The organism is Raineya sp. (genome assembly GCF_053497555.1).
The window spans coordinates 66,091-87,136 of sequence record NZ_JBRCWE010000035.1; the positions used below are offsets into that span (position 1 = coordinate 66,091).

16 protein-coding genes are annotated in these 21,046 nt (G+C 38.3%); 7 read left to right on the forward strand and 9 right to left on the reverse strand.

The features are described 5' to 3' along the window. Positions 1-8 precede the first annotated feature (8 nt). The 4 genes from ACWITO_RS04535 to ACWITO_RS04550 form a co-directional block, all read right to left on the reverse strand. The gene (locus ACWITO_RS04535; RefSeq protein ID WP_448528823.1) at positions 9-446 is read right to left on the reverse strand and encodes a DUF3368 domain-containing protein; all 438 of its coding nucleotides are present in this window, start codon (positions 444-446) and stop codon (positions 9-11) included. Then, on the reverse strand, positions 439-666 hold the full coding sequence (locus tag ACWITO_RS04540) for a UPF0175 family protein (protein WP_448528824.1): 228 nt from the start codon (positions 664-666) through the stop codon (positions 439-441). Before ACWITO_RS04540 ends, ACWITO_RS04535 begins: the two co-directional genes overlap by 8 nt. 13 nt (positions 667-679) lie before the next feature. Next, entirely contained in the window at positions 680-1,261 is a 582-nt protein-coding gene (miaE, locus tag ACWITO_RS04545) for a tRNA isopentenyl-2-thiomethyl-A-37 hydroxylase MiaE (protein WP_448528825.1), read from the reverse strand. Positions 1,262-1,334: 73 nt separating this feature from the next. Further along, positions 1,335-2,630, reverse strand: coding sequence for a dicarboxylate/amino acid:cation symporter (locus tag ACWITO_RS04550; protein WP_448528826.1), 1,296 nt, complete (start codon positions 2,628-2,630; stop codon positions 1,335-1,337). Positions 2,631-2,792: 162 nt separating this feature from the next. Between ACWITO_RS04550 and ACWITO_RS04555 the strand changes: the two genes are divergently transcribed. From ACWITO_RS04555 to ACWITO_RS04580, 6 genes are all read left to right on the forward strand, one after another. After that, positions 2,793-3,335, forward strand: coding sequence for an energy transducer TonB (locus tag ACWITO_RS04555; protein ID WP_448528827.1), 543 nt, complete (start codon positions 2,793-2,795; stop codon positions 3,333-3,335). Between the two features lie 43 nt (positions 3,336-3,378). Beyond that, positions 3,379-3,798 (forward strand): DUF1573 domain-containing protein, encoded by a 420-nt coding sequence (locus ACWITO_RS04560; protein WP_448528828.1) that lies wholly within the window; start codon positions 3,379-3,381, stop codon positions 3,796-3,798. A gap of 79 nt (positions 3,799-3,877) precedes the next feature. Continuing rightward, entirely contained in the window at positions 3,878-4,816 is a 939-nt protein-coding gene (locus ACWITO_RS04565; RefSeq protein WP_448528829.1) for a hypothetical protein, read from the forward strand. A gap of 267 nt (positions 4,817-5,083) precedes the next feature. Then, the gene (locus tag ACWITO_RS04570) at positions 5,084-7,267 is read left to right on the forward strand and encodes a 7TM diverse intracellular signaling domain-containing protein (RefSeq protein WP_448528830.1); all 2,184 of its coding nucleotides are present in this window, start codon (positions 5,084-5,086) and stop codon (positions 7,265-7,267) included. Further along, positions 7,248-8,069: a hypothetical protein gene (locus ACWITO_RS04575; protein ID WP_448528831.1), complete on the forward strand. Its 822-nt coding sequence runs from the start codon at positions 7,248-7,250 to the stop codon at positions 8,067-8,069. Before ACWITO_RS04570 ends, ACWITO_RS04575 begins: the two co-directional genes overlap by 20 nt. 276 nt (positions 8,070-8,345) lie before the next feature. Then, entirely contained in the window at positions 8,346-9,422 is a 1,077-nt protein-coding gene (locus ACWITO_RS04580) for a 2Fe-2S iron-sulfur cluster-binding protein (protein ID WP_448528832.1), read from the forward strand. A 90-nt stretch (positions 9,423-9,512) separates the two neighbouring features. On the opposite strand, the gene hemA is transcribed toward ACWITO_RS04580, so the two are convergent. The 4 genes from hemA to ACWITO_RS04600 form a co-directional block, all read right to left on the reverse strand. Beyond that, a complete protein-coding gene (hemA, locus tag ACWITO_RS04585) occupies positions 9,513-10,772 on the reverse strand; it encodes a glutamyl-tRNA reductase (RefSeq protein WP_448528833.1) in 1,260 nt (419 codons plus the stop codon). Positions 10,773-10,877: 105 nt separating this feature from the next. Next, positions 10,878-12,320 carry a pyridoxal phosphate-dependent decarboxylase family protein gene (locus tag ACWITO_RS04590; RefSeq protein ID WP_448528834.1) on the reverse strand — a complete coding sequence of 481 codons (1,443 nt, stop codon included), beginning with the start codon at positions 12,318-12,320 and terminating at the stop codon, positions 10,878-10,880. Between the two features lie 28 nt (positions 12,321-12,348). Continuing rightward, positions 12,349-13,794 (reverse strand): hypothetical protein, encoded by a 1,446-nt coding sequence (locus tag ACWITO_RS04595; RefSeq protein WP_448528835.1) that lies wholly within the window; start codon positions 13,792-13,794, stop codon positions 12,349-12,351. A gap of 27 nt (positions 13,795-13,821) precedes the next feature. After that, complete coding sequence (locus ACWITO_RS04600) at positions 13,822-14,724, reverse strand: DUF72 domain-containing protein (protein ID WP_448528836.1); 903 nt, start codon at positions 14,722-14,724, stop codon at positions 13,822-13,824. 262 nt (positions 14,725-14,986) lie between these two features. Here ACWITO_RS04600 and ACWITO_RS04605 point away from each other — a divergent pair, with 262 nt between their 5' ends. Next, positions 14,987-18,070: a T9SS type A sorting domain-containing protein gene (locus ACWITO_RS04605; protein WP_448528837.1), complete on the forward strand. Its 3,084-nt coding sequence runs from the start codon at positions 14,987-14,989 to the stop codon at positions 18,068-18,070. A 90-nt stretch (positions 18,071-18,160) separates the two neighbouring features. On the opposite strand, the gene clpB is transcribed toward ACWITO_RS04605, so the two are convergent. Continuing rightward, the gene (gene clpB / locus ACWITO_RS04610; protein WP_448528838.1) at positions 18,161-20,776 is read right to left on the reverse strand and encodes an ATP-dependent chaperone ClpB; all 2,616 of its coding nucleotides are present in this window, start codon (positions 20,774-20,776) and stop codon (positions 18,161-18,163) included. Between the last annotated feature and the right edge of the window lie 270 nt (positions 20,777-21,046).

A 21,046-nucleotide genomic window follows, 5' to 3' on the forward strand; every position in this document is an offset into this window, starting at 1 on the left:
GCCAGCTTTTATGCTTGCAGTTCAACATCAAGAGATATTCTAAAATTAGTTTCTTTGATTTTATCAAGTATTGGCTTAATACTTGGAATGATTCCCTCTAATTTAGCTTTTACAATTACCCCAATTGTACCTGTAAATGAAATTGAAAGTTGATTTGCAATCTTCCTAGCTTTGTGGTCATCTAAAATAAGAGTACTACCCACATTTTCTAAAGCCAATGCAATAACACTAGCCTCACCACTATCTACAAGTAATTCTAGAATTTTTTGTTTGTGTTTGTCTGAAACATCATTTATATTTATCCAATCGGGCAATTTTTCACCAAACTCTCTCGCTACTTCATTAGTTGTAAGAATTTTCGCATAAAGTTTATGTAAAATTTCAAGTTCGCCAATATTGCTCAAAATAATTAAGCAACTTGTGTCAGAAATAACCGTTTTAAGCATTCTCAACGTCTTTTGAAATATCCGAAGCAGGATAGTTAAAAATAGAAATATTGTAAAGCCCTAATAACTCTGTGAAAGCCCTTTTGGTCAGTCCTGCAAGTTCAGCCGCTTGCCCTAATGATAACTTACCTTGTTCATACAATTTACCCGCTACCAGTATAGCTATTTGCGTATTGTCCAAATCAATATTATCGGGAATATTGAATGTGAGTGTTTTCATATTATCAAAATGTTTAGTGCATTCTATCGCCTCTAATTTCTAAATGTTGGATAATTTCAGCTTCTTGGGCTAAAAGCTCTTGCAAACGAGCTTTTACATAAGTTTCAGGCATATATTCCTTGGCAAGTTCAACAAAATTGACATAATGCCCCGCCTCGGAAACCATTAGCTCGTAATAAAATTTTTTCAAATCTTCATCGGCAATTTGCTCCGATAGCAGTTTGAAACGCTCACAGCTACGAGCCTCAATAATTGCATTGATGAGCAGTTGTTCTACCAATTGCTCTTCGGCACTTCCTCCTTTTTTACGCAAACCTTGCAGTTTTTCTACATATTCATCTTTGCGTTGGTGTCCTAAAGGGATATTTCTTTCTTTCATTTTTTCCAAAACACGCTCAAAATGCCCCCATTCCTCTGCCACCACGGGGGTAAGCACTTCCACGAGCTTTTCTCTATCAGGATACTTGACAATCAGCGAAATACAAGATGAAGCGGCTTTTTGCTCACAATAAGCGTGGTCTATCAAGATTTCCGCAATGCTTTTTTCAGCCAAATTCACCCAACGAGGGTCAGTAGGTAGTTTCAAGCCCAGCATAGGATTTTTTTTGTGCAAAATAGCTAAAAAAGCCCCTCAAAAGCAAGTTTTTTCAGAAATTAGAACAAGCAAGTTAGGTTTCGGTAGTGGCAGAAGTATTTTTTAACTCCCACTTGCTAATAATACAAGTTGCCATTGCGTTTCCTGCGATATTGGTGCCGCTTCTGCCCATATCCAAAATGTGGTCTATACCCAACAGCAAAGCCAAACCTTCTTGTGGAATATTGAAAGAGGAAAGCGTTCCTGCGATAATCACCAAAGAGGCTCGGGGTACGCCTGCAATGCCTTTGCTGGTGAGCATAAGAATAAGCATCATTTGAATTTGTTGGGCGAAAGAAAGTTCTATACCATAGGCTTGGGCTATAAATACACTGGCGAAAGTCATATACATAATAGAACCATCAAGATTGAATGAATAGCCCAAAGGAATTACGAAATTGATAACTTTTTCGGGACAGCCCAAGCGTTTCAGACTTTCAATCAGTTGTGCAAAAGCCGATTCGGAGCTTGCCGTACTAAACGCCTGAAAAAACGGCAGACGAATTTCTTTCAAAATCCTTACAAAAGGCAAACGCAAAACCACCGCTATCGCCCCTAAAATTACAAAAATAAAAATGGCAAGCCCCAAATAAAACGTAAAAATCAAATAAGGATATACCTCTATGAGTTTTTGCCAACCGATTTTGCTCACTAGCACCGCCATTGCCCCAAATACACCATAAGGTGCAAATCCCATCACCATATTGATAAGTTTGAGCATCACGTGAGCAAGAGCGTCCATCGCCTTGATAATCACATTTTTCTGATGTTCGGGCAAAGAAATTGCCGCAATACCAAAAAATACCGAAAACACAAGTACAGCCAAAATTTCATTATGAGCCATTGCATCAATAACACTCTTGGGGAAAGTATGCTCTACAAAACTTTTCAGTGTATTCATTTGAGCATTGATACCTGTTTCTGTACCTTGGGGGGGTAAAGAAGCCGAAAGCAAATCGCCCGGGCGAAAAATATTTACCAAAACAAGCCCCAAAGAAAGGGCAAGAAGTGTTGCAAAAAGGAAATATCCAATGGTTCTCACGCCAATACGTCCCAGAGCCTTTTTATCGCCTACTTTGGCAATGCCTACTACCAAAGTACTTAGCACCAAAGGAGCTATGGTCATTTTGATAAGCCGTAAAAAAATATCCATTAGCAGTTGTAAATCGCGGGTATGCAGTGTAAAAGAGCCTATCGTGAAAATATTTTGAGGAGTTGTAATTTCTTTTCCATCAACTATTTGCTTTTGCTCGGGCAAAATGATACCCACAATAATGCCCAATATCATTCCTAAAAAAATTTTGGTAGTAAGCGATAATTTGAGTTTCATTGCGTTTATTTTTTGGTAGAAAAGCAAAGTAATAAGTTTTTTTGATTTTGAGCAAAAGATTTTTTGACTTTACCTCAAAATTTGCATAACTTCGCAATAAAATTTCAATATACTCAAACTTTCAAACCCTCTTAACCCCTTACTTCTGAACTTTTTTGAATTATGCAAAAGTATGTTTGGTTTTTGATTTTTTCTTTTTGCTTTCTTTTCGGCAAAGCCTTTGCCCAAGATAGCACAGGCGTTGATAAACCTATCCCCACCGATACACTCCAAAATGAAATACCTGTGGATAGCACCCAAACCATTGATAGTACCCAAGCAGAAGCAAGCAATGTTACAGAAGAAAAAAAAGGCAAATTTTATTTGGTAAAAAAAGCCTATTTCAAAGAGGGTGATAGCGTTTTTGTACGTAAAATCAAAGAACGACTCGCCTACCCCGAAGAGGCACGCAAACGTAAATTTTCTGCTACACTCATAGTAAAGTTTGTAGTAAGTAAAGAAGCCACTATTTCCGATATTCAAATTGTAGAAGGTTTCCCTGAAGAAACGGAAGCCGAATTTCGGCAACTCATTGAAGATAAAATCAAAAGTGCTATTCAAGAAGTTTCGCAAGGGGGCTGGGAGCCAGCTACCAACAATTTAGAGCAAAAAGTTGCTATGCGAAAAACCGTACCCATTACGTTTAGTCCGTATAAGAAAGAGTAAAAACTGCACAATTTTTGAAGGACTAAACCTAAAAAGCAAAGCTATGAACAAATGGATATTCACCCTTATCGTGGGTGTTTTTTTTCAAATAAGTGCTTTTTCCCAAGATAGCACCCAAGTAGTTCGGGATACTATGCCCACGCCTAATGCTCCTCGCATTACTTTTACGAGCAATACATTCCATTTTGGTAACCTAAAAATGGGTAACTCGGTTTCTCATACTTTTGAATTTACCAATACAGGCAAAAAAGACCTTAAAATCTTATCGGTGCAAACCAGTTGCAATTGCACTACTACTTTATTAGAGAAAAAAATTATTCGCCCTGGCGAAAAAGGCAGAATCACCGTTATCTATACGCCCAAACCCAATCAAAAAAACGAACAAAAAAAGGTGATTTTGGTTATTAGTAATGCTATCAACAAAGAGGAACTATTGTATATGACGGGCTTTGTAGAACCCTAAAAACATTTTTCAAGCAAGAATAAAGCGATTTTCAGGATTTACAAAGAAAAATTCAAAAACCATTTTTTAATTGTAATCTATGTTGCAAATTTTTAGAAATACCTTAGACGCACTATTTAGCTCTCGTGGCGAATATATCAAATCTATTCTTGGAGAACCTGAAACTTGGTTTGATACAGACAAATTTTCCGAATTTAATCTCGCTTCTGCCGATATACTAAAATTTATCAAATACTCCTCAGAAGCTACTTTGCCCCCACTTTTGGGCGATAACTATTTTTTGAAGCCCTTTATCCCTAACTTTTTGCAGTCGGTATTATTTATGGAACAAGGTAGCATTTGGGAAGTAGATAACCAAATGCCCGAAAAGTTTGAAAACGAAAAATGGTTCTTTATCAATGGAGTAGTAACTAATGAAGATTTGGCAGAAGCCAATGCCAAATATCTAATACAGCTATTTCATCGTCCTATTACTATTTTGCATAATCCCACCAATGGGATTTTTTTAGATTTGATGCAGTCGGCGGTAGGGAAAAGAGGTTATACCAATATCAAATTTGCCAACTTTGTGCTTCCTACTATTCGCAAAGCCCTTGCCGAAAAAGATAAGGTCGTCATTATTAGTCATTCGCAAGGTACGTTAATTACTTCTACTATTTTAGACCTACTCATAGAGGAAAAAAATCCACATTTAGGCAAATTAGAAATTTATGCCTTTGCGAATTGTGCCGAAGAAATGAGCCACGCCCCTATTCAAAACCCTAATCAAAAACCCCATATTGAAAGTTTTTCCAACGAACACGATATTGTAGCCAAATTGGGTGCATTGCACCCCTATCGCGAGGAAAGAGGTATTGTAATTGATGGCGAGCATTTTATCAAAAAAGATGCTTGGGGGCATTTTCTAAATATTCACTACCTCAAAGATTTTGCACAAGGCAAATACATTCACGAAAGCAACCCGGAAATAAAATCTCGCCTATTTGGATACTTGGGTGGCAAAACTAATATAGCATAATTGGATTTCTGTAATTGTTTAGGTCTTTTGTAGCGTAGAAATAGGAAATGAGAAGCAGGAAACAGGATTTTAGAAAATAGATGTCGGACAAAAAAATGAGAGATAAAGCCCTTAAAGTCTTGAACATCAAACGCTAAAATTTTTGAACGTAAATAGCTACCAAAAATTTAACCAAATATTCACTTGCAAGAATGAAAAGAATTTCTTTTTTTAGTAATTCAAAAATGTAATTGGGGGGGAGATTTCAGCAAAAATGCGGAGGCTCTTATGCTAAAAAAAATACTGCTACTGATTATCGGCATTGGGCTACAATATTCTAATGGATTTGGGCAAACCATTATTCTTGAAGGCGAAAAACCCAGCCAAGAAATAGGAAAATATTTGTATTGGGTAGAAGATACTGATAATAATTTTAGCATAGAGCAAGTAGCCGCCCAAAGTTTTCAAAACCGCTTTCAGAAAAATACACAAGAAGTTTTTAATGTAGGTGTTTCGCATAAAACTTATTGGCTACGCCTGGAAATACAAAGCAAAGATTTACTTGCTCGTGATTGGCTCTTGTATTCATCTTATCCATTTTTAGATAAGGTTTGGCTTTATCAAAAAAACAAATTCGGTGAGTGGGAAGCCCAAAAATCGGGTATTTTGGAAGATTTCCAGAAAAGACCTATCAAGCACCGCTACATTATTTTTCCTTTGGAAACTCGCGATACACTCGTTCAACGCATATACATCAAAATTCATTCAGAGTCTCCTATCCAATTCCCTGCGTACATTGAGCGTGGAAGCTATTTTGCCGAACCTTCTCGCCTTTTGGAGTTGTATTATGGTGTCTTTATTGGTGTTATGTCCTTAATGCTTTTGGGTAGCATTTTTTATTGGATATACTTCAAAGATAAAGACTATCTCTACTATGCCCTTTTTCTTTTGGGAGCTATGATTTTTTACCTTTCGCTCAGCGGACATTTATTTCAATTTTTGTGGCGAGAAGAAGGCTATTGGGGCAAGATGTTTTTAGGAGCAGGCATTGGAGTCTGGATTATAGGAGCAGGACTTTTCACCAAACATTTTTTGCAAACTTTTCGCTATTTTCCATTAGGAGGAAAAATAATGCAAATATATGCCTATTTGGGTGTATGGGTGGCTTGGAGCGTTTTTATTTTACCTTATCAAATTTTTACCATTCAAATTGTTCTTTTGGGTAATTTGGGCAATTTGGTAATTACTGCCATAGGCATTATTTGCTGGGTTCGTAAAAATACTTTTGCCAAATACTTTGCCTTGGCTTGGATACTGTACGTAACAGGTACTCTTTTACTTGCTCTTTCTACAATGAATATCATTCCTCGCACTTTCATATCGGCTCACTTAGGCGAAATTTCTTGTATGTTTGAGGTAATTATGTTTGCTTTAGCTCTTAGCTACAAAAGCCGTATCAAAAGTGATAAAATTCGCCAAGACCGTACTCGTAGCCAACAAAAACTCCTTGAAATACAAAAAGATATAACCCGAAAACTTGAAACAAGAGTAGAAGAACGCACCCGATTACTCCAACAAAAGCAGGAAGAAATTGAAATACAAAACGAAGAACTCAAACAGCAACGCGAGGAGCTAGAAGCCAGCCGCGACCAGCTCGCCGAAAAAAATAAAATTATTGAAGAGCAAAACCTTGCCCTAAAAAAATACAACGAAAATTTAGAGCAAATCGTAGATGAACGTACTGCCCAACTCAAAAAAGCCAATTTAGAACTTGCCAATCAAAATACACAATTAGAGCAATTTGCTTTCATTACCGCTCACAATTTACGTTCGCCTGTGGCTCAACTTTTGGGGCTAACCAGCCTTTTCAATACCGAAAACCTCAACGACCCGCTCAATGCAGAAATTTTGCAACATATCAAAAAAGCCAGCTTCGCAATGCAACAAACATTGCAAGACCTCAACGAAATTTTAGAAATCCGTAAGGGTAAAAATCAAAATGTAGAGCGAATGAACTTCTCTGAAATGATTGAGCAAGTGTGGGAAGATAATTTCAAAAACGAAACCGAAGTAGATTTGCAAATCCATTTGGAAGCTCAGGAAATCAACTTTGTCAAATCTTACTTAAAAAGTATTCTTTACAATTTTATCAGCAATGCTATCAAGTATCGCCACCCCAAGCGTAAGCCCTCTATTCAGATTACTACCAAAGAACTGGCTGATGAAGTTGTAATGAGCATACAAGATAATGGCGTAGGCATTGACCTCCGCAAACACCGACAAAAACTTTTTGGCTTGTACCAACGCTTTCATTTAGACAAAGAAGGCAAAGGAATGGGCTTATACCTATGCAAAACCCAAGTAGAAGCTCTTGGCGGCAGAATTGAAGTACAAAGCGAAGTAGGCACAGGTACAAAATTTGATATTTATTTCAGAAAAATGCTTTCCGAAGATGCTCTCCCATCTGCTTAAATTCAAATTTAGAAAAAAACACCGCCGTAAGCTAATTTTCGGCTTACTCGCTTTATTTGTGCTTGTATTGCTTATTTTTTGGTTTAATAGAGATAATCGCTTTTCCAAAAGTTTCTTCTTGAAAAAAACAGATTTTCAGAGAAAAATTATCGTCCAAACCACCTTTACGAAAAACAATTTGGTTTTAGTAGATACCTTTACCCAATCTTTTGATGAAAAAAAACGCCTAATTGCAGAAAATGAATCTATTTTTTATGATTACAATTCCGCAGGAAAACTCTCTAAAATCATTGTTTGCTTAGACAAAAAATGCAACAATATCCTCATAAAAGAGCCTATCAGTCCTGAAATAATGCAGTACAGCCTCAATCAAACATTTTTTCAGTTGCAAAGTCAGAATAAATTTAGTAGAATTACCCCAAAAGAAGTTTTAGAGCCTTATATCTACCAAGAAGATTCGCTCATCAGTTCAGAAATTCGTAAGGTGAAATACTATTTTTGTACCGATACCGATACCACGCTCAATATCCGCTATCAGCACTACGATTCGCTCCAAAGACTGAAAAAAATCAGATTTTCTGATAAAAATCAAAACTTTTTCTTTGAAACAAATTACTTTTATGATGCTACAAACAAGCTAATAATGAAACATCTGCAACTTAAATCGTCTATCAACGAAATTTATTCAGAATATTACCATATCTACCAATACGACTCAAAAAAACGCCTCAAACAAATTCAAACCTACCAAATGCCTGATAGCCTGCTACATAGCCAAACTTCATTGGAGTATGTGGAGTAGGGAATGTTAAGAAAAAACATAATTTTTTATGTTCAAAAAGTTTATCGTTTGATGTTCAAGACTTTAAGGGATTTATCTCTTCTCATTTTTTGTCTGACAAATCCTGTTTCCTGATTCTTGTTTCCTGTGTCTATATTCCTAAACAATTACAAAAAAACTACTTTTATCAAGAGCTATCAAACAAAAACGCTCTACAAAAAGTATTTTACAAAAAATGTTGTATTTTTTGCCTAAAACAAAAAAATTTGTAGGTTTGTAAAAATAATGCTTACACCAATGGAACAGAACAATCTTTTGAAAGTAACCATAGATAATATCACCGTAGAAGTAGAGCCGGGTACTACTATCTTGCAAGCGGCTCGTAAAATTGGTGGCGAAATTGTGCCGCCTGCTATGTGTTATTATAGCAAATTGAAAGGTTCAGGAGGGAAATGTCGTACTTGTTTGGTGAAAGTTACGCAAGGTTCTGCCAAAGACCCTCGTCCTATGCCGAAACTTGTGCCGTCTTGCATTACCACCGTACAAGACGGAATGGTTGTAGAAAATACTATCAATGAGGAAGTTATCAAAGCTCGTGAGGGGGTAGTAGAGTTTCTGCTCATCAATCACCCTTTGGATTGCCCTATTTGCGACCAAGCAGGGGAATGTCATCTGCAAGATTTGGGCTATCAGCACGGAAAGCAAGCTACTCGCTACGAGTTTGAACGCCGTACTTTTGAAAAAATTGATATTGGCGATAAAATACAACTGCATATGACTCGCTGTATATTATGCTATCGTTGTGTTTTTACCGCCGACCAAATCACTAATGGCAGAGTTCACGGCGTTTTGCATCGTGGCGATGCCGCCGAAATTAGCACTTACATTCAGAATGTAATTGATAACGATTTTTCGGGTAATGTGATAGATGTTTGCCCTGTAGGAGCTTTAACCGATAAAACTTTCCGCTTCAAAAGCAGAGTTTGGTTCACCAAGCCTGTCTATGCTCACAGAGATTGCGATAAATGTTGTGGTAAAGTTACTTTGTGGTATCAGGGTGAAGAAGTTTTGAGAGTTACAGGTCGTAAAGATAAATACGGCGAAGTGGAAGATTTTATTTGCAATACTTGCCGATTTGAAAAGAAAAAAACTTCTGATTGGGTGATAGAAGGCATTGCTGATTTGGGTAGAAATTCAGTAATGATGCAAAATAAGCGTGTCAAACTTGTAGTACCTGATTTTCCTTTCAAACAGGCTTTGCAATACAAACAAATTAACGATAGCCGTGTGCCTTCCAAGCTCACTTACGAAGAATCTCGCCTCAAAAACCAACTCACTACCAGTAAGTTTCTACTGAAAAAAGAGGAGCAATAAGCAGAAAAAACCGACAAAAAGCCGTTTAAGAAGCGTTTTTTGTCGGTTTTATTTGCAAAAAGTGAATAGGAACAGGTATGTATCTATTCCTTATCTTTTATCTTTTGCTTTTTCAAGGTCAAAGAGTTCGCTCAAAACGTCCATTAGCGTATCGGCTTCGCCACGCTTACAAGCGGCTTTGAGTTGCAAGACAGGAAACTTCAAGATTTTTTGCATCAAATTGCCTGTAATTTTATCCAATAATTCAGCTTCCTGCTCGCTGATTTTCTTGCTGTATTTGGAAAGTTCTTCTTTGCGGATTTGCTCCAAAGCATTTTTGATTTTCTGCACCACAGGCGAAATTTCCATTTCTCTGCTCCAATCCAAAAACTCTGCGATAGCTTCTTGCATAATAGCATTTACAGCAGAAATTTCTGTTTTTCTCCGATTGAGCGTTTCTTGGGTTCTCTCGTGCAGGTGGTCAATATCATACACCAAAAAACCTGCAATTTCTTCTGTATCTGTGGCTATACTACGAGGCACAGAAAGGTCTATAAAATACTTTTGTTTTAGAATTTCTTTGCCTGCAAACTTTTCTTTGCTCACAAAATTGGCTACCGATAGCGATGAAATCACTACATCAGCTTCTTCTATTTCTTGCCAAACATTGGCAAAATCTGCTACCGCAAAGCCAGTTTCTTCGGCTAATGCCAGGGCTTTTTCAGCAGTTCGGTTGCAGATACGAACTCCCGAAAATTTCCCTTGTAAGTTTTTACAAACATCTGCACCAATTTCTCCTATACCTAAAACCAAAATTTTAGGATTTTCCCAAAGCATTTGTATAGATTGCAACAATTCTACCGCCGCATAAGCCACCGAAGCCGCTCCATCGCGAAAAGAAGTTTCCTGACTGATACGCTTGTTGGTAAAGAAAATGCTATGAAGCAGGCGATGCAAAAAGGCTCCTGCCATTTGCAAATCAGCAGAATACTTATAGGCTTTTTTTACTTGATTGATTATCTGAATATCGCCAAGAATTTGCGAATTAAGTCCCAAAGCTACCTCAAAAAGGTGTTCAATAGCCTCTCTGCCTTGAAAGATTTGAAAATTTTTGATATATCTTGCCAGCGAGCTATCCCCTTTGAAAGCTACCAATGCCTGTAAAATAGCCTCATTGAGTTCTCTTTCAGAATGGTAATAAATCTCTGTACGATTGCAAGTAGAAACCACCAGAGCTTCTGTGAGTTCAAAAATATCTTTCAGATACAACAGAAAGTCTTGGGTTTCCTTTTCCGACAAAGCAAATTTTTCTCGCACTTCTACCGAAGCATTGTGATGAGTGAGGCAAACTGCTTTGAATGAATCGTACATAGCTCAACTATTTTTCTTGCAAACCGATTGTAAAAATCAAATGTTTGCACAAAAATAGCAGGTAGCAACGAGAAAAATAAATGATTTTTATCAGAATAGCATAATTTAGAAGGTTTCTAAATAACCACTCTGTAACTTTTCAGCCTTTTCCTGAATAAGTTGCCAAGCGTTCCAAATATGCTTTTGTAAAACATACGTCTGGGCTATTACGATACGTAAAGTGTATTTACCATTGAGTTTAGTGTGGCTCATATATACTTTACCTGTGGCATTGAGCGTATGCAAGAGTTTTTCGTTCAAGCTATTGAGTAAGTTTTCGTCTGAAATATGTGTGGGCTTGTAGCGGAAACAAATTAGGTTCAGCGTAGTAGGAGCTAAAATTTCAAAATCGGGGTGAGCGGCGATTTTACGAGCCAGCTCTTGGGCAAGCTGAATATGCTCACGCAAACGTTTTTGCAAACCTCGCAAGCCCCAACTTCGCATTACAAACCAAAGTTTCAAGGCTCTAAAACGCCTGCCCAAAGGTATGCCCCAGTCGCGATAGTTATTGACAAGACTATCGTTTTTAGTTTTCAGGTATTCGGGCAAAATTTCAAAAGTACGGATAAGCCACTCTTTTTCTTTGACAAAATACGCCGAGCAATCAAAATTTACAAACATCCACTTATGCGGATTGAAAACATAACTATCAGCTTTTTCAATGCCTTTTAGGTAATGCCTATATTCAGGTAAAAGAAAAGCCGTACCTGCGTAGGCGGCATCTACGTGAAGCCAAATGCTGTACTTTTCGGCAATTTGGGCGAGTTTTTCCAAGTTATCAAAGGCAGTTGAACTCGTAGTTCCGAGTGTAGCCACAATACAAAGCGGTTTTTTGCTGTACTGCAAATCGGCTTCAATGAGTTTTTCAAGCAAATCGGTACGAATAGCAAACGCCTCATCACAAGGCACTTGCACCAAATTTTCTTTGCCTATGCCTGCAATCTTGACGTCCTTTTCAATGGAAGAATGGGTTTGCGTAGAAGCATATACTCTCAAATTGGTAAAACCTTCAAAGCCTCTTTGATTGATTTGAAAATCAGAAAGTTTTTCTCTTGCCGAAAGCAAAGCACAAAGCGTAGCCGAAGAAGCCGTGTCTTGAATAACTCCACTCCACGCTTCGGGCAAGCCACAGGCTTTTTTGAGCCAATGCATCATTTTTTCCTCTAATTCGGCGGCGGTAGGGCTGGTTTCCCAAATCATACATTGAGCCCCAAGAGCCGCTGTAAGCATTTCTGCCAGAAGCGACTCGTAGCTGGAATTAGCAGGAAAATAAGCAAAAAAGTTGGGGCTTTGCCAATGCGTAATACCTTTGAGAATAATTTGCTGAAAATCTTGCCAAATAGCCGAAAAATCATCACCACTTGCGGGCATTTCTTCGGGCAGTGCCTCAAAGATTTCACGAGGCTTCACCTGCGATTTTACAGGGTAATGTTCTATATTCTCCCAATAATCAGCTATCCAATCTACTACCTGATGAGCTAATTTTCTAAATTCAGTGTTGTTGAGCATTTTTTGCCGTACAAAATTTACAATCTAACTAAAAATTCAAAATCTGTTTGGCTTTGAGCAGGTCTTTGTCTTCTTTATCTTCTGCCCATAGTTTTTCAAAATATTTTTTAGCGTTTGTGGTATCATCTTTCAGAACAGAAAGTGCCATTCTGTAAGGTATCCCTCTATTTTCGGGAAGCAAATCTATGTAAAATTCGGCTCGCTCCAAATTGTTTTGTTTCATATTCCAAACGGCTAAAACTTCACTGCGAAGTTCATTAGAAGAGCCAATTTGCTCAATTTGCGTAATGTACTTTTTCAAAAGTTCGGGGTTGGGCTTCTTGGTGCTATAAATAACTACAAGCATCGCCAAATGTTGCAATTCTTGTGGATTTTCGCTCAAAGCCAATTGTAAATATTTTTCGGCATCAGTCCATTGTTTATCTGCACTTGCCACAAGAATAGCGGCTTCCAAAAAGTTTCTATTCTTTTCTATTTGCCAAGCCTTTTCAAAACACTCCATAGCCTTTTTGGCTTCTGCTAAAAAAATATACACCACCCCCAAATTATTCAAGATATAAGTTTTCTGAATTTTGGGGGCTTTTTCAAGGTTTTTCACAAAGAACCGCTCTGCTTCTTGCAAAAGTTTTATTCGCTTTTTATCTTTTTCTCTGATGAGCTCAAGATAGTTGTCGTTGTTCTTAATTTTTTGAGAATTTTGAAAAATCCATTTTGCCATATATTCATAGCTTGAAGCCGTAACACAATAGTAATAAAAATGCCCATAAGCAATTGAATTAGGACTTGCTTTGAAGGCTTTTTCTGCGAAAGAAAAGTCAGATACAGAAGTATTTGTAGGATTTTCTTTTAGCCTTAAAAGAAACTTATACCAAAGCAAATTCTGCTTGTAAACGAGAAAAGCTAAGTTATTTGGTTCTACTTGTTTTTCAAAGGCATCTAAATAGCTTTGAGCGGCTACTACATCATTTTTTACAAAAAGCGAAAACTCAAAGTTTTTGACAATTACGGCTTTATCATTCGGAAACTTTTGCGATAGTTCCTGCAAAGTTTCTTGTAAAAGTGGATAAGTTTCTACGCTCCACAAATAGTCTATCATATACAGGTATGCAAGCGGATTTTGAGGCTCTTTTTGTTGCCATTCTTTGAAAAGCGGTATGGCTTTATTAAAATACTTTTCGGCTTCGTTTCGCTCCTTTTTTTGGTAAAATAAAGCGGATATTCTGCCATAGATAGGAGCATCTTTGTAGCTATTTTGTAGTTTTTGCTCCAATTGCTCTATGGAAAGTTCATATATATTCAAAGAAGGATACAAAAGTGTAGCATAGTCTGTTGTGCTAAAATTGATGTTGAAAGAGTAATTAACACTCGGATAGCTCATCAATTCTTTTATAGCCTCTTTTTGCTGTTGGCTAAATTGCCCCCAAGAAATGTTCGCTTGAAAAAGGAACAAGAAAAAAAGAATAATTTTTCGCATAAATAAATAAGGTTTAGGGTAAAACAATCAAAAAAGTTTCATTTGAATATTTTTGTCAAAAAATTTAGGTAAGGGCAAGTTAGTCCTACAAGTCAAATTTAACTTTTCTATGAAATATAAAGCAATTTCAGGGGCTAAAATGTTATCGGGTTCGTGCAAAAAGAAGTAAAGCGACTGCAAGCCTTGTTTTTGCCACTGGCTAATTTGCCAAATCCACTCGTCAAGTCGGCTATAATCGGTGGGGTGCAAGCCATTGCCCACAAATCGCACCATAAGGGCAGAATTAGTAATGCGTTGATGCAAAACATCTCTTCTGCCTGCTACATCAGTAATGACGGTGCTTTTATTGTATTTTTCCAAGATTTCGGCGGCTTTTTCAAAATTTTCTCCCTTAAACCACGAAGCGTGTCGAAACTCTACGGCAAGGGGAATATTTGTAGGAAATTGAGCTAAAAAACTTTCTAAAATTGGTAGGTGTTTGAGTTCAAAATATGGTGGCAATTGCAAAAAGGAAAGTCCCAAGTTTTCCCCCAGTTCACTGATAGCCTTGCAAAATTCTATGACCAAATCTTGGCAGTTTTGGAGCATTTTTTCGTGAGAAATGGGCTGTGGAAATTTGGGCGAAAAGCGAAAATTTCCACTCACTTGGTTTTTCCATTGTTCAATGGTAGCCTTATCGGGAATGCGGTAGTGCGTAGTGTTGAGTTCTATGCCGTTGAACTGCTCAGCGTAGTATTTCAAAAAATCTTTGCTTTGGGCTTTGGGCGGATAGATTTTCCCTACCCATTCTTTTTGCGACCACACAGGAAGCCCCGCCCATACTTGCAAATGATTGGTTGGATAATTACGCAAAACTTTCTCGTTTGCCTGCCTGCTTGGTGGCAAACGAAAATCTACGTGGCTAATATCTTTAAGTTTGCCAAAATCCATAAGTCAAAAGTAAGAAAACTTAAAAATTTACGCAAATTTTTATTTACCTTTTCTGTTGTAAGTGTATAAATTGTCAAAGTTTGCCTTATATCTCATCTTTTGCAATATTTTTAATAAAAAATTGCGATTTTCAACACAAAAATAAGTCGCTTTTTCTGTTCTAAAACCTCTTCATCAATTTTATGAAGCAAAAACAAAACTTTTAGTATATTTTTGAAACTTGTAACTTTTTTATTATTTTTGCGAAAAAATTGAAATGCCTATGCTAAAATATTTACTTTTCGGGGGATTTTTATTGTTAGGAGTATGGGGAACTGGTTTGGCACAACCTTCTAACGACAATTGTGTAAATGCACTTCCTATTGCTATCAATGCTATATGTACCAACGGACAAACCAATACGGCTACTTCTGAGGCTTTAGATGCAGGCGGTTGTACCAGTGCCAATAGTCGTACGGTTTGGTATAGCTTTACAGCTACCCAAACTACTCATTACATTTTGGCTGATGTAATTTCTGCAGGCTTAGATGTAGCCTTTGCAGTGTATAGTGGCTCTTGCGGCTCTCTGACTAAGCTTTTTTGTATAGATGCGGGTAGCACTGATATAGATGAACAAACAACTTACAGCAGTTTTGTAGTAGGTCAGACGTACTTGCTACGTGTAAGTGCCTATGGAACAACGAATGGCAATTTTTGCGTATCGGTGCGAGGTGCCCCCCCAAATGATGCCTGTTCCAATGCGGTAGCCCTTACTCCCAATGGCAACCCTATTTTAGGTACAAATATTTTGGCAACAAATGATGGTTCTACTACCTGCCTAAATACAGCAAGAAGTGTTTGGTACCAATTTACTGCTACTCATACCACACACCGCATAGAATTAGATATTCTCACTACAACCGCAAATTTAGGATTTCGTTTGTTTCAAGGTTCTTGTGGCAGTCTTACGCCGGTTTTGGGTACTTGTACCGAAGAGGCTAATGGAGCGGGCATAGATGAGGCTTACACTTATACATCGCTTACCGTGGGGCAAACCTACCGAATTATGGTTTCCAGTGCCCCCGCTACTACCCACGAAGATTGGTTTTATATTAAAGTAATCGCTCCACCTGCGAACGATGCTTTTGCCAATGCTACAATTTTAACCATAAATGCCGATTGTACACCCGGCAATAATCATTTGGCTAATTCTGATGGTACTTCCTCTTGCCTAAGTACCGCAAGAACCGTTTGGTACAGATTTACCGCTACGCATACCAACCATTTTATAGAACTCATACCCGCAGGACATTCAACTGCTTATCTTGGCAATTTAGGTTTTACTTTTTATACCAGCGGGCTTACGGAAATCAACTGCACCAATAATTTTTCTAGTGGTTCGGCAACAGAAAGCAGATGGGTTACAGGGCTTACCATTGGCAATATCTATTACATTTCGGTATCAGGAGCATCTGCCACTGATAGAGCCGATTTTTGTATTAGAGTAGCTTCGCCCCCTGCTAACGATGCTTGCCTGAATGCTCGTGATATTGAAGTGGATAAGCCGGGTATTTTTGGAACAAATGTTTTTGCCACAAACGATGGCTCTATTACCTGCGGAAGCCCTAATCGTTCTGTATGGTACAAGTTTATTGCTACTAAAACCAACCATCTGGTTATTGTGCATCCACTTACTACCAGCACTACAAATACTGATTTAGCTTTGGCTATATATTCTGGCTCTTGTGGCTCACTTACACAAATAAATTGCACCAACCAGTATTCTAATGCCAAAGGCGAAATGGCTATTCTTTCAGGTTTGAGTATAGGAGCAACTTACTATGTTATGGTTACAGGCTATACCGCCAACGACCAAGCTCCCTTTTCTATTGCTGTAATGAGCAATAACGATGCTTGTGCCAATAGAAATACCGTTGAAATCAATAAAGGCTGGGTACTTGGAGCAGTACAAGGAATGGCTGCCGATCCTATAACATTTTGTAGTGCCAATACTGCTTCCAACAATACGGTTTGGTTTAGTTTTATAGCTACGGCTTCCAATGTAACCGTAGAAGTAGAACCCGATGCAGGTAACCCCAGCGGTACAGGAAACCAGCGAGGTTTAGATGTTGAGTTTAACGTGTATCACAATTCCAGTGGTGTATGTGGCATTACATTCTTGAATTGCCGAGATAACTTAGGCTATGGGGGTGCAGAAAGCCTCAATCTTACAGGGCTAACCATAGGTGCGACTTACCTCATTGCCGTAGATGGCGAATTTGATGGCTTTGAAAGCAGAGGCTCTTTTAGGGTAAGAGTAACTACTATTCCCCCTTGTGGTGCTAACCCTGCTCCTGCCAATACGTGTAGTGCCGCACCAGTTATTAGCAATCTGAACGGCTATTGCGGAGTAACCAGCGTATCCTACAATCCTAATTTTTACAATAATTTGAACAATCTAAGCCAAACTTTTTGTAGTGCTTCGGCTTCTATAGAAAACAATTCTTTCTTGCAATTTGTAGCTGGTGATATTCAAGCTACTTTTGAATGGGCTATTACCTCCAATGCCCCTAATGGCGGTCCGCCTTGCGACCAAGGCATACAAATTCAAATTTACGAAGTAATTGGCACAGATTGCGAAACAGGCATTTGGAAGCCTATTTCCTCTTGCCCTGACCCTACGGGACCAGTAGGCTCAAGCGGTTCTATCACGGTTACAGGACTTACACCGGGCAAGACTTATTACATAATGTTTGATGGCTTTGCTGGCGATGAATGTGGCTATCGTATCAGCATACCCGAAAATTCGGGCGTGGTTTTGCCTGTGGAATTTCTTTCTTTCCGTGCCAAAAGAGAAAAGCCCTACAATCGCCTAATGTGGCAAACAGCCCAAGAAATCAATTTGAACTATTTTGAAATCCAGTGGAGCAAAGACGGTTCAACTTTTGTGAGTTTGGATAGAGTTCCTGCTCAAAACAAAGCCGCTCTCTATACTTATGAACATAAAGCCATAGAATTTGGGCATTACTACTATCGCTTGCGTATTGTAGAAAAAGACGGAAAACAAAGTTTCAGCCCCGTAGAAAGCGTTTATATCAAGCCTTACAACGATTTGGAAGTAAGTTTCTATCCTACTCCTTTCAAAGAAAAAGGCACTTTAGAATGTTTTGCTCCTGAAAACTTAGAAGCTACAATGCAGGTTTTCAATATGGAAGGTGTAAAACTTTTTGAAAAACAACTCTCTTTACAAGAAGGTAAAAACGAATTTGAGCAAAATTTTGAATATTTAGCCAAAGGCATTTACCTCTTGAAAGTTACTGCTTCCAATGGCGAGCAAAAAACTATTCGTATTGTGAAAAATGAATAAGGATTTTTGGGCTAAAAACAAAGGGCTTCGCTAAAAACGAAGCCCTTTATTTTTCTCTTTTCTCGCTACTTTCTTGTCTTGTATCCAATTCTACACTTCCTCTGCTTTTACGATATTTTCAAATACGATTCTATCGTACTCATCAGTAGTTACGTAAATTGCACTATCTTTTTGGATATTACCTGCAAGAATTTCCTTGCTAAGCTCGTTGAGCAATCGTTTCTGAATAGCTCTTTTGAGCGGTCTGGCACCAAATTGGGCATCAAAACCAACTTCTGCAAGCACTCTTTTTACTTTCTCATCAAATTCAATTTCCACCTGATTTTCAGCAAGCATTTCTTTCACTCCTGCAAGTTGAATATCCACAATTCGTAAAATATCCTTTTTGTTGAGCGGTCTGAACATCACTATCTCATCAATACGGTTCAGAAATTCAGGACGAATTTGCTTTTTAAGCAAAGCTAATACCTCCTCTTTGGTTTCCTCCACTACATCAAACTCATTTTCTTCATTTATTCTTGCAAAATTTTCCTGAATAATGCTTGAACCCATATTGGAGGTCATTATGATAATGGTATTTTTGAAGTTAGCGGTTCTACCCTTGTTGTCAGTCAATCTTCCGTCGTCAAGCACTTGCAAAAGAATATTAAACACGTCTGGGTGAGCCTTTTCAATTTCATCAAGCAAAATAACGCTATAAGGCTTTCTACGCACTGCCTCGGTAAGTTGTCCGCCTTCATCATAGCCCACATAGCCGGGAGGGGCACCAATCAAGCGGCTTACGGCGTGGCGTTCTTGGTACTCGCTCATATCTATTCGCACCATATTGTTTTCATCATTGAATAGATATTCTGCAAGTGTTTTGGCAAGTTCGGTTTTACCTACCCCTGTTGTACCCAAAAAGAGGAACGAACCAATTGGGCGTTTGGGGTCATTGAGCCCTGCACGGCTACGCCTTACGGCATCAGCTACTACCTGAATAGCTTGTGCTTGTCCTGCAACTCGTTTAGAAAGTTCCTCTTCCAGATGCAAAAGTTTTTCTTTTTCAGATTGAAGCATTTTCTGTACAGGAATACCTGTCCATTTGGCAACTACTTCGGCAATATTTTCAGAGGTAACCTCTTCGCGTAGCATTGAATTTTCGCCTTGCAACTCTTTGAGTTGTGTTTGGTAATCTTTGAGTAGTTTTTCTGCTTCTAAAATTTTACCATACCGCAATTCGGCTACTCTGCCATAGTCGCCTGCTCTTTCGGCTTGTTCAGCTTCAATTTTGTATCGCTCAATATTTTCTTTTTCAGCCCGAATTTTATCAACAATTTCTTTTTCAGATTTCCATTTAGCCATCAGGCTATCACGTTTTTCAGAAAGTTCGGCAATTTCTTTGGAAAGAATTTTCTCTTTTTCCACATCTTTTTCTCTGCGAATAGCCTCACGCTCTATTTCCAATTGCATTATTTTGCGGTTAAGCTCGTCCAGTTCTTCGGGCATAGAATCAATTTCCATACGGAGTTTTGCGGCGGCTTCGTCCATTAGGTCAATGGCTTTATCAGGCAAAAACCTATCAGAGATATAGCGTTGCGAAAGTTCTACTGCCGCAATAATGGCATCGTCTTTAATGCGAACACCGTGATGCAATTCATATTTTTCTTTAATTCCACGCAAAATGGAAATGGCATCTTGGGGGCTGGGTTCATCAACCATTACGGCTTGAAAACGGCGTTCAAGGGCTTTGTCTTTTTCAATGTACTTTTGATACTCATTGAGCGTAGTAGCTCCAATGGCGTGTAATTCGCCACGAGCCAAAGCTGGTTTCAAGAGGTTGGCGGCATCCATTGCACTATCGCCTCCTGCACCTGCTCCTATGAGCGTATGTATTTCGTCTATGAAAAGAATAATCTCTCCTTCCGAGTCTGTTACTTCTTTGATAACCGATTTCAAACGCTCTTCAAACTCACCTTTATATTTTGCTCCCGCCACCAGTAGCCCCATATCCAAAGCTACGATGGTTTTGGTTTTCAGGTTTTCAGGAACATCACCATTGACAATTCTTTGAGCCAAACCTTCTACGATAGCCGTTTTACCCACACCGGGCTCACCCAAGAGAATAGGGTTGTTTTTGGTTCGGCGGGAAAGAATTTGCAAAACCCTACGAATTTCTTCATCACGACCAATCACGGGGTCTATTTTACCCTGACGTGCCAGCTCGTTTAAGTTTTTGGAATAGCGTTCCAAAGAACGATACTTGGCTTCAGCATTTTGGTCGGTTACGCGACTATTGCCTCGCAACTCTTTGATAGCCAACACCAATGCTTTTTCGGTAAAGCCCGCATCTTTTAGAATTTGAGCAGTTTTATCCTTACCCGAAAGCAAGCCCAAGAGAATATGCTCTATGGCTACGTATTCATCTTTGAACTCGCTCAAATTGCGTTCGGCACGTTGCAGAGCCGCCGCCGCTTCGTTAGAAAGATATGGACTTTCGCCTGATGATTTAGGATAAGTGGAAATAAGCTCATCTACTTTATTTTTGACAAAATTTTTGCTTGCACCACACTTTTGAAACAAAAAGTTTATGGTGTTTTCATCACTTTCTAACAGAGCCTTTGCCAAGTGTCCGGTTTCTACAATAGGTTGCTGATTTCCCAAAGCAATCTGACTTGCCTGTTGCAACAACTCCTGACTTTTGATAGTATAACGATTGAAGTTCATAGTGGTAAAATTTTATACCAAAATCAAATAGATTTGCAGGATTTTCAAGATTTTATTGATTTTGTGAATGAAGCATCTCCAAAACCTATTCAACTCCTGTACAACGCTAAACCTTCAAAAGATAAGCCAAAATATTTTTTATGACAAAATGTCTGAATTTGGTATAAGTTTTTGCATTTTTTATGACAAAACTATCACTGATTTTCTGTAAAATTATTCCTTTCCTAAAAATAGCCAATAAATTGAAAATTTCATAGCAAGCGATGATGT

Coding starts and splice junctions, on each gene's coding strand:
- ACWITO_RS04560 (WP_448528828.1), top strand. CDS start 3,379: ATGAACAAATGGATATTCACCCTTATCGTGGGTGTTTTTTTTCAAATA.
- ACWITO_RS04565 (WP_448528829.1), top strand. CDS start 3,878: ATGTTGCAAATTTTTAGAAATACCTTAGACGCACTATTTAGCTCTCGT.
- ACWITO_RS04550 (WP_448528826.1), bottom strand. CDS start 2,630: ATGAAACTCAAATTATCGCTTACTACCAAAATTTTTTTAGGAATGATA.
- hemA (WP_448528833.1), bottom strand. CDS start 10,772: ATGTACGATTCATTCAAAGCAGTTTGCCTCACTCATCACAATGCTTCG.
- ACWITO_RS04570 (WP_448528830.1), top strand. CDS start 5,084: ATGCTAAAAAAAATACTGCTACTGATTATCGGCATTGGGCTACAATAT.
- ACWITO_RS04535 (WP_448528823.1), bottom strand. CDS start 446: ATGCTTAAAACGGTTATTTCTGACACAAGTTGCTTAATTATTTTGAGC.
- ACWITO_RS04600 (WP_448528836.1), bottom strand. CDS start 14,724: ATGGATTTTGGCAAACTTAAAGATATTAGCCACGTAGATTTTCGTTTG.
- clpB (WP_448528838.1), bottom strand. CDS start 20,776: ATGAACTTCAATCGTTATACTATCAAAAGTCAGGAGTTGTTGCAACAG.
- miaE (WP_448528825.1), bottom strand. CDS start 1,261: ATGCTGGGCTTGAAACTACCTACTGACCCTCGTTGGGTGAATTTGGCT.
- ACWITO_RS04575 (WP_448528831.1), top strand. CDS start 7,248: ATGCTCTCCCATCTGCTTAAATTCAAATTTAGAAAAAAACACCGCCGT.
- ACWITO_RS04590 (WP_448528834.1), bottom strand. CDS start 12,320: ATGCTCAACAACACTGAATTTAGAAAATTAGCTCATCAGGTAGTAGAT.
- ACWITO_RS04605 (WP_448528837.1), top strand. CDS start 14,987: ATGCTAAAATATTTACTTTTCGGGGGATTTTTATTGTTAGGAGTATGG.
- ACWITO_RS04540 (WP_448528824.1), bottom strand. CDS start 666: ATGAAAACACTCACATTCAATATTCCCGATAATATTGATTTGGACAAT.
- ACWITO_RS04555 (WP_448528827.1), top strand. CDS start 2,793: ATGCAAAAGTATGTTTGGTTTTTGATTTTTTCTTTTTGCTTTCTTTTC.
- ACWITO_RS04595 (WP_448528835.1), bottom strand. CDS start 13,794: ATGCGAAAAATTATTCTTTTTTTCTTGTTCCTTTTTCAAGCGAACATT.
- ACWITO_RS04580 (WP_448528832.1), top strand. CDS start 8,346: ATGGAACAGAACAATCTTTTGAAAGTAACCATAGATAATATCACCGTA.